The following is a 12,073-nucleotide window of genomic DNA, read 5'->3' on the forward strand; positions in this document are numbered from 1 at the left end:
CATGTACTTCGATCTCTAAGATCTCTGGGTACAGCAACCACCTTTAGGAGCCTTTACATGTACGACATCTTTGCCACTGACAAGCTGATCGACCTCTGGCTGACCGAAGACATCGGGATCTGCGATTTGACGGTCCAGACCATGATCGAACCGGGAGAGACCGGCACCTTCTGCATGAACGCCCGCGAACCGATGATCATCGCTGGTATCGGCGTGGCAGCACGAATCTTCGCCCGTTACGATCCCACGCTGGCTATCGATGTGCGGGTCGCCGATGGCGACAAGGTTGAGAAAGGCGCGGTGCTCATCAATGTGAGCGGGAATGCGCGAAGCGTCCTGACAGCTGAGCGCACCGCTCTGAACATCATGCAGCGGCTGTGCGGCATCGCCAACCACACGGCAACATATGCCCAAGCCATCGCGCATACCAAGGCTCGCCTGATCGACAGCCGCAAGACCACGCCGGGCCTGCGCGCACTGGAAAAGCACGCGGTTACCTGCGGCGGTGGACTGAACCACCGGCTTAGCCTGGACAACGGCGTGATGATCAAGGACAACCACATCGCCGTGTGTGGCAGCATTGCTGCCGCCGTGGCACGCGTGCGCCGGAAGCTCCCCGTGCTGACCAAGCTGGAAGTGGAATGCGATCGGCTGGAACAGGTGCACGAGGCACTGGCAGCCGGTGTCGACGTGATCATGCTGGACAACATGTCGGTGCCCGACATGAAGGAAGCCGTGCAGATTGTCAATGGCCGCACCAAGGTCGAGGCTTCGGGCGGCATCCGCCTGGAAACGATCCGAGCCGTGGCGGAAACAGGCGTGGACTACATTTCCACGAGCAAGATTACACAGTCCGCCCCTGCCGTTGATATCGGTCTCGACGAAGCCTGACACCTGCGGAGCCTGGCTCCCATATAACGATTCGCACCCTCTACCGAGTGCTTCACACTCGCCGGCCGGCCCGGCGAGTTTTTTTTGCATAAGGGTGCCGTCTACAGATCCGAGAGCAGCCGCCCCACTTCCTGCGTAGAGGGAACACGCCGGCCATGCTCGGCCGAGGCGACTTCGTCAGCCACCAATCGCTCCGCGATCGTAATCAGCACGCGGCGCGTGGTCCGCACGTCGTCTTCACTCACACCCTCCACGCTAAGTTCATTCACCTCCGTAGCCAGCGGCTCCAGCTTGCGGCGCAGAGCGCTTCCGGTCTTGCTCAGGAACACGTGCACCTTTCTCTTGTTACCGGGGAGATGCGTACGTTCTACGTAGCCCAGCGCCTCCAGCGCCTTGACTGCCGCAAACGTGGTCGGCTCGGTCACACCGGCCCGTTCGCTCAACTCTCGTTGCGACAGACCATCGTGACGCCAAAGGATGCGCAGGATGGTCCAGTGGCCGTACGACACAGAATGTTCCGCCAGGCGCAGTTGTAGCGCCCGGATATAGGCGCGGGCAGCGTCCTTCACCAAGTGGGCGAGCCGTTCTTCATCGGCCTCATCCGAAGGGCTGATTGTGACCGGAGTACCCAGCTTTCTTGTAGCCATAGTCTTGACCGAAAATGAAACGTATACATACGACACCGGCGAATCGGTGCGAGCGACAGCGCACATGATAGCGCCTCTGGCGATCGCACGCCCGACACTCCGTCCCTGGCTTCCCGGCATCTCCATGTAGCGTTCACTACATTAGTGCACCATGCGCTCAATCACTGCATGGGGCACCACCACCGCGCACACCGTTTGTCCGTGTTTTCCCCTACAAGCACACGAATCCCGCGTACACACTGGATTTGCGGGCGTTGGCCCATTGCTTGCATTAGCTTAGACATCGAACATCTCTTGACACCCTTATGGCCGGTGCTAGCATAACCGTATAACTTCGACATCTAAGGTAATTATGAAAGCGACCGGCACATTCTTTTTTGTTGTAGGGCCCAGTGGCGCTGGCAAGGACTCCCTGATCGACGGTGCACGTGCAACGCTCGGTGACGACTATGTTTTTGCACGGCGCGTTATCACGCGTCCTGGCGGGTCAGCGGGCGAAGAGCACGAGGGCGTCTCCGATACCGAGTTCACACGACGTGAGCGAAGCGGCGAGTTTTTGGCAACTTGGGATGCGCACGGTCTCCGCTATGGCTTGCCCATGTCGCTGCTGCTCGAGCTCGACCGCGGGCGGAATGTCGTGGCCAATGGCTCGCGCGGCGTCATCGCGGAGCTTGCCGCCCGATTACCACGTTTCGTGGTCGTCCTGGTAACGGCACCGCATGGTGTGCTTGCACAGCGCATTGCAGCGCGCGGGCGCGAGTCGGGCGACCAGGTTGCCAAACGCGTTGCACGAACGGGAGCACCGGTGCCACCAGGCGTTTCGTGTATCACGGTGTCAAATGACAGCACGCTGGAGGTGGGAATGGCACGCTTTGTCGGCGCTCTGCGAAATAGCACCGAGGCATCCTCCGCCGAACAGCCGGCCAGCCGCGCCAACCTGATGGCCAAGCTGCGCGGTCAGCCGCTCGACGAAGCTGCCTACGCCGCTGTGCTGCAAGATGCAATTGCCGGACGGTACACCGAGGCAGAGCTGACAGAGTTCCTCATTGCCGCAACCCAGACGCTGACGGACGACGAAGTGGTGGCACTGGCACGCGCACGTACGGCCTTCACACCCCGTATCGACTGGGACGAGCCGCTTGTCGTCGATAAGCATTCGATGGGTGGCGTTCCCGGCAGCCGCATCACGCTGATTGTGGTGCCGATAGTCGCGGCCTACGGTCTGGCGATGCCCAAGACATCGTCGCGCGCAATCACCTCTGCCGCCGGCACTGCCGATGCAATGGAAACAATCGCACGTGTAGACCTGACGCAGGAGGATGTGCGCCGGTGCATAGCTCAGGCACGCGCATGCATTGCGTGGAACGGACATCTGAACCATTCCGTGATCGACGATGTCATGAACGCAATCACCCGGCCACTTCGCCTTGATTCGCGCCGATGGTCGGTAGCGTCGATCCTGTCGAAAAAATACACTGCCGGCGCTACCCACGTCATCGTCGACCTGCCCTACGGGCCGGAGACCAAGCTGGCAACACGCGCCGACGCCGAAGCGCTTGGCGCACTGTTCGAACGCGTCGGCAAGGGACTGGGCCTGCACGTACGCGCGCTGGTCACGGACGGCAGCCGCCCGATCGGCCGTGGCATTGGCCCCGCACTGGAAGTGCGCGACGTCCGCCTGGTGCTCGACAACGATCCCGATGCGCCCGCAGATTTGCGCGAGAAGGCCCTGCGCTTTGCCGGCGAAATCATCGCATTCGATCCCCGCGTGGGCTCGCCCGAACAAGGCATGCGAATTGCAACAGCACTTCTGAACGAAGGCAAGGCGAAGGCCGCATTCGATCGCATCGCCGCCGCGCAGGGCGTTCGCCCCGATCCAGTGGTGCCGGGTGCGCATACGCAGGTAGTGGCTGCCACGACGCAGGGACAGGTGACGGCCATAGAAGGCTTGCAAATTTCCGGTGTGGCGCGTGCTGCCGGGGCACCGCGCGATGCCGGTGCAGGCATCGACCTGCTGTGCACGATCAGCGCACAAGTGGCGCCGGGGCAGCCCCTCTACCGCATCCACGCCGACTCGGCTGAAGCACTTAGGGCGGCCGCGGCACTAGTCCGCGTCGGTGGCGAGTGCCACCAGGCAGTGCGTATAGACCCCGATTGACCAACCCTTCCCTTTCCCTCACCCTAACCGACAAGGCATATCCATGAGACACCTATCCGTCGTCAGCAGTCTGGCATCGCTTCTGTTTGTCGCAGGCAGCCTGAGCACCCTGCCCGGGCGCGCCGAGGCCAATATCGCGAGTACCTTCCCGCAAAAGCCCATCCGTATGGTGGTGACGTTTCCGGCCGGAGGCGGGACCGATACACTCGCGCGCCTGATCGGCACCGACATGAGCAAGTCGCTGGGCCAACCGGTGGTAGTCGACAACCGGCCCGGCGCCAGCGGCAATATTGGCGCCGAGTTCGTGGCCAAGAGCCCTGCCGATGGCTACACGCTGCTAATCGTCAATAGCAGCTTCGCCATCAACCCGAGCATCTTCAAGAAGCTGCAGTTCAATCCGAAGTCCGATTTCAGCGCGGTCATCACATTCGCTTCGGTGCCTTCGGTGATCTCCGTGCCATCGCAATCGCATATCCGCACGTTTAACGACTTGCTGGCGGCGGGCAGGAGTGCCTCGCCGCCAAGCTATGCGTCGTGCGGTAACGGCACGCCGCAGCATCTGGCCGGCGAATTGCTGAAGGTCTCGGCAAAAATCGAGATGCTTCATGTGCCGTATAAAGGTTGCGCGCCCGCCATCGCCGACGTGCTTGGCAACCAGGCCGACGTCAGCGTCAACACGCTGACCAACACGATGCCTTACCTGAAGAGCAACAAGCTACGTGCGCTGGCCGTCACGTCAAAGGCGCGCTCACCGTTCCTGCCCGACGTGCCGAGTGTGAGCGAGCTTGGCGTCCCCGGCTATGACGTAGAACAGTGGTTCGGCATCCTCGCCCCGGCGCATACGCCGCCCGAGATCGTGCAAAAGCTGAACACGGAAATCGCCAAGGCCATCGCCAAGCCCGAGATCAAGGCTTCGCTGGCACAACTCGGCTTTGCCTCGACCACGAGTACGCCTGCCGAATTCCAGAAGCTGGTCACCACCGACATCGATCGCTGGCAGAAATTCGCGACAAAGATCAATCTGCTCGTGGACTGATCGTCCGGGGAACCGGCCAAAGCAGGCAGCTCCCCCCATTCCCCGTTTTACATCGTTGCCACACGGGCGCAAGCCAGCCCTCGTGAGAGCGCGTTCGTCCCTGCGTCCTGAAGCCATCCGTGATGACGTTGGCCGCCCGCGCTGATCGAAACGCTTCGTAGAACCACGTTCACTCGCTGCTCGTGTGATTGAGCGACGGGGCAGACGGGGGCAAAGCGAGACCAGGCGTGCTGCCGATCAGGCGCCCCTTGATTCCGGCGTTGAACGACCGGCATCAAGGGGATACATCAAGGAGATCGTCACGTGCGCAGGCAAGTGCGCAGGCGGGTTCAGCCGTTCCTGAACGGGAAGCTATAAGCACTCAGCGCCGGGGCGCCGCCCAGGTGGGCGTAGAGCACCTTGGAGCCTTCCGGGAATTCGCCGCGGCGGACCATGTCGATCATGCCCTGCATCGATTTCCCTTCATAGACCGGGTCGGTCATCATGCCCTCGAACCTGGCGCTCAGCCGGATGGCTTCGAGCGTATCCTCGGACGGCAAGCCATACTCCGGCCCGCCGTAGCGCGTGTCGAGCACCACGTCTTCGCCGGTGATATCCCGGCCGAGGTCGACCAGATGCGCGGTGTTCTTCGCAATGCGCAGGATCTGCGCACGGGTCTGCTCCGGCTTGGCCGATGCGTCAATACCGATCACGCGGTTGGCCCGGCCATCGGCCGCGAAGCCGACCACCATGCCAGCCTGCGTGCTGCCGGTGACCGAGCAGACCACGATGTAGTCGAACTTGAAGCCGAGTTCGGCCTCCTGTGCGCGCACTTCTTCGGCGAAGCCGACAAAACCCAGGCCGCCCAGCGGATGTTCGGAGCACCCTGCCGGAATCGGGTAGGGCTTGCCGCCGGCCTGGCGCACGCTTTCCATGGCATCTTCCCAGCTCTTGCGGATCCCGATATCGAAACCATCGCTGACCAGGCGCACGTCGGCGCCCATGATCCGCGACATCTGGATATTGCCAACGCGGTCATAGACGGCGTCSGAGTAGTTCACCCAGTTCTCCTGCACGAGCACGCACTTCAGGCCGAGATGCGCCGCCACGGCGGCGACCTGGCGAGTCTGGTTCGACTGGATGCCACCGATGGAGACGAGCGTGTCGCACCCCTGGGCGAGCGCGTCCGGAATGATGTATTCGAGCTTGCGCGTCTTGTTGCCGCCGAACGCCAGGCCGCTGTTGCAGTCCTCGCGCTTGGCATAGAGGTCGACCTTGCCGCCGAGATGTGCGCCGAGTCGTTTCAGCGGCTGGATGGGCGTGGGTCCGAACGTCAGTTGGTGGCGGGGAAAGCGTTTGAGATTCATGCTGGCGACTCCTGGGTTGAGGGCGGGGATCCAGGCATCAAGACTGGCGAAGAACACTGGCATGTGGAACCGCCTTTCGTTGATGCTGCATGGCCTCAATCCTAGAAAAAAATGCGCGAAACATGGTTGCAAATATCGTTCTGTTTATGCACTATAAAAAATATCGATCCAATTTTTTGACCTGTTTATTTTTTAGAAATAGCCATGGACGAAACAAAATTGCGCACCAAATCAGAGCATTCCGCGCCACTTTCCGAGGCATTGGACCGCACCGATAAAGCCATCCTGCGCGCGCTTCAGCGCGACGCGTCCGTCTCTAATGTGGCGCTGGCAGCCAAGGTCAGCCTGAGCCCGCCAGCGTGCCTGCGGCGCGTGGAGCGGCTGAAGGAACTCGGACTGATTCGTGGCATCGTGGCGCTGCTGAACCCCGCCGCGCTCGACGCGGGGATGCTGGTGATGATCGGCGTGGTGCTGGACAGGTCCACGCCGGAATCCTTCTCGGAGTTCGAGAAGGCCGCCCAGAAGGTCTCCGGATGCATGGAGTGCCACGTGGTGACGGGCGAATTCGACTACTTCATGATGCTGCGGACCAAGGACAGCGAGAGCTTCAATCGCCTCCATGCGGAGCAACTGCTGTACCTGCCGGGGGTCCGGCAGATACGCTCGTTCATGGTACTCAAGCAGGTGCTGTCGACGACGCAGTTTCCGATCTGAAGCGCCGCGGGGTGGGCTACTCCGCGCGGATCTTCGCTTCCGCGACGATCTTGGCGGAACGGGCCATATCTTCCTTTTCAAACCGCGCAAAGTCTTCCGGCGTGCCGGGCGACAACAGGTAGCCCTGTTCGGCCAGCCTGGTGCGCAGGTCCGAAGCCAATGCCTTGTTGACCTCGGCGTTGATCCGCTTGATCACTTCCGGCGGAAGCTTGGCCGGGCCCCACAGCCCGTACCACGAGTAGAACTCGTAGCCCGGCACGGTCTCGGCAACGGTTGGCACATCGGGCATGGAGGGCAGCCGCTCCTTGGAAGTCACCGCGACCACCCGTACCATGCCGCTCTTGTGGTACGTCAGGGCGCCAAGCACCGGATCGATAAAGCCGTCGATGGCGCCACCGATCAGGTCCTGGTAGGCAGGCGCCGAGCCCTTGTACGGCACCACCAGGTAATCGATCTTGCTCGTGCGCTTGAGCAGTTCCGTCGACAAATGCCCGGCGGAGGCCTGCGAGCCGATCGCGAACGACATCTTGCCCGGGTGCGCCTGTGCGTAGGCGATCAGTTCCTTGATGTTCTTGATGGGCAGGTTCTTGTTGACCGACACGGCCAGCGGGCCCTTGCCGACCAGCGCGATCGGCACGAAATCCTTCGTCACGTCGTAGGGAGACGATTTCAGTGTCATCGGCGTGGTGGTGAAGGTGGAGGCGCTGAACAGCAGCGTGTAGCCATCGGCGGCCCCCTTGGCCACCGCATCGGCGCCAATGATGCCCTGGCCGCCGGGCCGGTTGTCGACGATAAAACTCTGCCCGGTCTGCTCGGACAGCTTTTGCGCCAGCATGCGGCCAACGGTGTCGGTGGGCCCGCCGGGCGGGAACGGGATGATGACGCGCACGGCCTTGTTCGGGTAGGTCTGCGCGGAAGCGGCGGCGGCGCACAGCAGCAGCGCGCCCGCGGCACAGCGGAAGAATCGATGGAACAGCATTGTTTGTCTCCTGTCTCGACTGCAGGTCCGCCCCTTGAGGGCGGTTCTTTGTCCGGGTGCACGGTTCAGGTTTGCTCCCTCTCCCCCTGAGGGGGAGAGGGAGCAACCGCCGCCGTCATTTCAAACGGCTCTGGCGCATCTTCAAGGCTGCGCCAGCGCCGCCATCTCCGCATAGAGATCCGCCTTGCCCTCGAAACCAATGCCCGGCAACTCCGGCATGGTGATGTGCCCGTCGATCACCTTGACGCCATCGGGGAAGCCGCCATAGGGCTGGAACAGGTCGGGATAGCTTTCGTTGCCGCCCAGACCCAGGCCGGCTGCGATATTGAGCGACATCTGGTGGCCGCCATGCGGAATGCAGCGGCTGGGCGACCAGCCGAAAGTCTTCAGCACTTCCAGCGTGCGTTCGTACTCGACGAGGCCGTAGGACAGCGCGCAATCGAACTGCAGGTAATCGCGGTCGGCGCGCATGGCGCCATAGCGGATCAGGTTGCGCGCGTCCTGGTGGCTGAACAGGTTCTCGCCCGTGGCCATGGCGCCGGGGTAATACTCGGCCAGCGTGGCCTGCAGGTGGTAGTCCAGCGGGTCGCCAGCCTCCTCGTACCAGAACAGCGGATAGTCGCGCAGCATCTTGGCGTAGGCGATGGCGGTATCCAGGTCGAAGCGGCCATTGGCATCGACCGCGAGCTGCGCGTCGGTGCCGATCTCCTGCAGCACGGCCTCGATGCGCGCGCTGTCTTCTTCCAGGCTGGCGCCGCCGATCTTCATCTTGACCACGTTGTAGCCGCGCTCGAGGTAGGAGCGCATCTCGGCGCGCAGCGCGGACAGGTCCTTGCCGGGGTAGTAATAACCACCTGCGGCATAGACGAAGACACGCGGGTTGGCCTTGACGCCGTGGCGCTCCGCCAGCAACTGGAACAGCGGCTTGCCGGCGATCTTGGCCACCGCATCCCACACCGCCATGTCGATGGTGCCGACCGCCACCGAGCGTTCGCCGTGGCCGCCGGGCTTCTCGTTGGACATGGTGGCTGCCCACACGCGATTGGGATCGAGGTTGGTGCCTGCGTCGTCCAGCAGCGAAGCCGGATCGGCCGCCAGGATGCGCGGCGCGAAACGCTCGCGGATCAGCCCGCCCTGGCCGTAGCGGCCGTTGGAGTTGAAGCCATAGCCGATCACGCGCTTGCCGTCGCGGAAGGCATCGGTCACCACGGCGACGAGACTGCTCGTCATCTTCGAGAAATCGATATAGGCATTGCGGATGGGCGACGAAATCGGTTTCGTCACTTCGCGGACGTCAATGATGCGGACGGACATTGCTTGTCTCCAGTGTCTTTGGTGTTCGGTGTTCGGTGTTCGGTGTTCGGTGTTCGGTGTTCGGTGTTCGGTGTTCGGTGTTCGGTGTTCGGTGCTCGGTGTTCGGTGTTCGGTGTCTTCGGTGTCTTGAATGCTTCGGTAATTCGATATATCGGCCGGGCGCCCTACAGCGAGCCGCCGCCACAGATCACGATCTGCTGGCCGGTGATGGCCCCGGCATCCGGGCCGAGCAGGAAGCTCACCATCCCGGCCACTTCGCCGGGCTGGATAAAGCGCCCGATGGGCGGGGTGCGCGGCGGCGTGCCCTTGCGGCCGGGATCGTTAAGCATGGGGGTCTCGGTGGCGCCCGGCGCCACCACATTGACCGTGATGCCGCGCGGCGCCAGTTCCGCCGCCCATGAGCGCGCCATGCCCACCAGCGCGGCCTTGGTCGCTGCGTACTGGCTGCGCCCCGGCGCGCCCGCCGCCGTGCGGCTGCCGATCAGCACGATGCGGGCGCCATCCGGCAATGTCGGCACCAGCGCGTTAGCCAGCACGGCGGCGGCTTCCACATGGATGCGCCACATGCCCTCCCCGTCCCCGGCCTTCAGTTCGCCGAGAACCGCCGTGCGCATATAACCGGCGGCATGGACGATGGCGTCGACACGCGGCAGGGCGGCCACGGCGGCGGCGAGTTTCACCGCGTCCGTCAGGTCTACCTCGATCGCACTGAAGCGCTCGGCGCTCTCCGCCGGCGCGCGGTCAAGACCGGTCACCCGCCAGCCCGCGGACAGCAAGCGCCGGGCGATGGCGGCGCCGATGCCGGAACTGGCGCCCGTGACAAGGGCATGCCTTGCGAGTGGCGCGTCGGCTTGCATGGATTGGCTCATCGAAGCCCCTTTGACATGCAGTTGCTGGCGGCCCGGCCTCGCGCGCTGGTTGCGCGGCGCGAGGCCGGACCCGTTCAGGATCAGGCTACGGCCTTCTGGGTGATGCCGGCCTGTTCCAGCGCGGCCTTGATGGCGGCCAGTTCCGCGGCCGACGGGGCATGGGTCGGCGGGCGCACGGTGCCATCGCTCAGGATGCCGGCCAGCGCCATGGCGGCCTTCATGCGGCCGTGCGCTTCGCCCGTGGGTTCACCGGCGCCATACACCGCGTCCTTGAGCGGATTGATCAGGGCCTGCACGCGCATCGCTTCATGCAGGTCGCCAGCCTTGACCGCCTTGAGCAGATCGTTGATCAGGCCGGGAATCAGCGAGGCAAAGCCGACCAGCGCGCCGTCGAGACCCTGCACCAGCGACGCCAGCAGGTATTCGTCATGGCAGGTCATCAGCACCTTGGTGGGATCGGCGGCGCGGATTTCCTTGATATCGCGCGCGTACTTGTTCATCTCGCGCTCGCCCATCTTGAAGGCCTTCACATAAGGCAGCTTTGCCAGTTCGGCGAGCAGTTCGGACGAGTAGGAGCCGCGCGTCCAGGCGGGGTAGATATGCACCACCAGGGGCAGCCCGCTGGCCTTGCCGATGGCGTYGAAGTAATCGAGGCAGTGTTCCGGCTTGAAGCCAAAGCGCAGCCAGTGATGCGGCGGCATGATATCGAGTCCGGCGGCCCCGGCTTCCCTGGCCCAGCCCGCCTGCTCCACGGCATCGTTGATGCCTTCGCAGACCACCGACGAGATCACCGGGCAAATGCCCTTGGTGGCGTCGGCGGTGATGCGGGTCACTTCGGCGCGCTCGCGCGGGGTCAGCGAGAAGACTTCACCGGTATGGCCATTGGTCATCAGGGCGGTCACGCCCTCCTGCCCGCCCAGCCACCTGGAGAAGCGGCGCAACTCCGGTTCGTTGATGCTGTAGTCCGCATTGAAGGGGACTGCAATGGCGGGAATGATGCCGCGGAAATTGATATCAGACACGTTCGTCTCCTGGTAAGGCTTGCGCTATCTGCGCAATACGGTGGTGGTCAGGGTGGGAGGAATGAATCCTCCGGAGGGTTGCAACGCACGGGCCAGTTCGGTGGCCGCATGCACTACCGCCGGGGCCGTGGTCGATTCGAAATCTTCAAGCGAGGTGTTCATCGCCGGCGCCGCCACGCTCAGGCCCGCAACCGGCACGCCGTCGACATCCAGCACCGGGGCGGCGACCACGTAGAGGCCCGATACAGTCTCCTGGTCCGACAGCGCATAACCCTTGGCGCGCACGGTCTTCAGGCGTTCAAGAATGGTGCCGAGATCGGTCAGCGTGTGGTCGGTCAGCTTTTGCCGCGGCTGGGCATCCAGCACGCGGGCCTGCATGTCCTCGGGCAGCCAGGCCAGGATGGCGTAACCAACAGCGGTGGAATAAGCCGGCACCCGGCTGCCGATGCGGATATCCACGCCGAGCCGCGTCAGGCCCGCCTGGATACGCTCGGCGTACAACACATCCGGGCCATCCAGCACGCCGATGGAAGCGGCTTCGTTGATCTCCCCCACCAGCGCGCGCAGGATCGGCCTTGCCCGCGTGCGCAGGTCGGAATGGGCGATGGCGTCGAAGCCAAGGTCCAGCACCTTCAGCGACAGCCTGAACAAGCGCGTGTCCGGCACGCGCTGCACATAACCGATATCCACCAGCGTGTTGAGGAAGCGGAAGGCGGTCGCGTTGTCCAGCCCGGAGCGCCGCGCCACTTCCGCCATGGTGAGTTCGGGCTCCTGGGCCGAGAACGCTTCGAGAATGCGGAAGCCCTTCGCCAGCGACTGCACCGTGTTCTTGGATGCGTCGCCCGCGCTGCTTGCTTTCGATGCGGAACGGACAGGGTTCTCGGTAGCCATTTTCAATCTCCACGGTTAGTTCAGGTGCGAACCCGGCTTGAGTTCGGATTCCGAATTTTAATTCGCTGAACTGACAGAGGAAAGCCCTCGCTCATGACTGGTGGATGAACGCCGGCATCGCGGCCGGCCCTTTGGAATTCGGATTGCGAATTTTTATTCGCAACTTAAATCTGAAACAAGGCGCCGCATCACGGCACCTCTTGTTC

General features: G+C 63.2%; 11 protein-coding genes. 4 read left to right on the top strand and 7 right to left on the bottom strand.

Features of this window, described 5'->3' with window-relative positions:
• Positions 1 to 57 precede the first annotated feature (57 nt).
• A complete protein-coding gene (gene nadC, locus AC1DN0_RS30070; RefSeq protein WP_441633157.1) occupies positions 58 to 891 on the top strand; it encodes a carboxylating nicotinate-nucleotide diphosphorylase in 834 nt (277 codons plus the stop codon).
• Between the two features lie 101 nt (positions 892 to 992).
• Here the strand turns inward: nadC and AC1DN0_RS30075 are convergent, their stop codons facing one another.
• Complete coding sequence (locus AC1DN0_RS30075) at positions 993 to 1,538, bottom strand: MarR family winged helix-turn-helix transcriptional regulator (protein WP_441633181.1); 546 nt, start codon at positions 1,536 to 1,538, stop codon at positions 993 to 995.
• 352 nt (positions 1,539 to 1,890) lie between these two features.
• Between AC1DN0_RS30075 and phnN the strand changes: the two genes are divergently transcribed.
• Positions 1,891 to 3,696, top strand: coding sequence for a phosphonate metabolism protein/1,5-bisphosphokinase (PRPP-forming) PhnN (gene phnN / locus AC1DN0_RS30080; protein ID WP_441633159.1), 1,806 nt, complete (start codon positions 1,891 to 1,893; stop codon positions 3,694 to 3,696).
• Positions 3,697 to 3,739: 43 nt separating this feature from the next.
• The gene (locus AC1DN0_RS30085; RefSeq protein WP_441633161.1) at positions 3,740 to 4,732 is read left to right on the top strand and encodes a tripartite tricarboxylate transporter substrate binding protein; all 993 of its coding nucleotides are present in this window, start codon (positions 3,740 to 3,742) and stop codon (positions 4,730 to 4,732) included.
• 329 nt (positions 4,733 to 5,061) lie between these two features.
• Here the strand turns inward: AC1DN0_RS30085 and AC1DN0_RS30090 are convergent, their stop codons facing one another.
• A complete protein-coding gene (locus tag AC1DN0_RS30090) occupies positions 5,062 to 6,078 on the bottom strand; it encodes a 1-aminocyclopropane-1-carboxylate deaminase (RefSeq protein WP_441633163.1) in 1,017 nt (338 codons plus the stop codon).
• 204 nt (positions 6,079 to 6,282) lie between these two features.
• Here AC1DN0_RS30090 and AC1DN0_RS30095 point away from each other — a divergent pair, with 204 nt between their 5' ends.
• The gene (locus AC1DN0_RS30095) at positions 6,283 to 6,792 is read left to right on the top strand and encodes an Lrp/AsnC family transcriptional regulator (RefSeq protein WP_045236588.1); all 510 of its coding nucleotides are present in this window, start codon (positions 6,283 to 6,285) and stop codon (positions 6,790 to 6,792) included.
• A 16-nt stretch (positions 6,793 to 6,808) separates the two neighbouring features.
• On the opposite strand, the gene AC1DN0_RS30100 is transcribed toward AC1DN0_RS30095, so the two are convergent.
• The 5 genes from AC1DN0_RS30100 to AC1DN0_RS30120 form a co-directional block, all read right to left on the bottom strand.
• Positions 6,809 to 7,771, bottom strand: coding sequence for a Bug family tripartite tricarboxylate transporter substrate binding protein (locus AC1DN0_RS30100; protein ID WP_276290955.1), 963 nt, complete (start codon positions 7,769 to 7,771; stop codon positions 6,809 to 6,811).
• Between the two features lie 141 nt (positions 7,772 to 7,912).
• On the bottom strand, positions 7,913 to 9,085 hold the full coding sequence (locus AC1DN0_RS30105) for a mandelate racemase/muconate lactonizing enzyme family protein (protein WP_441633165.1): 1,173 nt from the start codon (positions 9,083 to 9,085) through the stop codon (positions 7,913 to 7,915).
• Positions 9,086 to 9,249: 164 nt separating this feature from the next.
• Positions 9,250 to 9,954 (bottom strand): SDR family NAD(P)-dependent oxidoreductase, encoded by a 705-nt coding sequence (locus AC1DN0_RS30110; protein ID WP_441633167.1) that lies wholly within the window; start codon positions 9,952 to 9,954, stop codon positions 9,250 to 9,252.
• An 80-nt stretch (positions 9,955 to 10,034) separates the two neighbouring features.
• The gene (locus tag AC1DN0_RS30115) at positions 10,035 to 10,976 is read right to left on the bottom strand and encodes a dihydrodipicolinate synthase family protein (RefSeq protein WP_477146224.1); all 942 of its coding nucleotides are present in this window, start codon (positions 10,974 to 10,976) and stop codon (positions 10,035 to 10,037) included.
• Positions 10,977 to 11,000: 24 nt separating this feature from the next.
• Positions 11,001 to 11,867 carry an IclR family transcriptional regulator gene (locus tag AC1DN0_RS30120; RefSeq protein ID WP_051648864.1) on the bottom strand — a complete coding sequence of 289 codons (867 nt, stop codon included), beginning with the start codon at positions 11,865 to 11,867 and terminating at the stop codon, positions 11,001 to 11,003.
• Between the last annotated feature and the right edge of the window lie 206 nt (positions 11,868 to 12,073).

The sequence above is a fragment of the Cupriavidus sp. 05N39 genome (assembly GCF_056397325.1).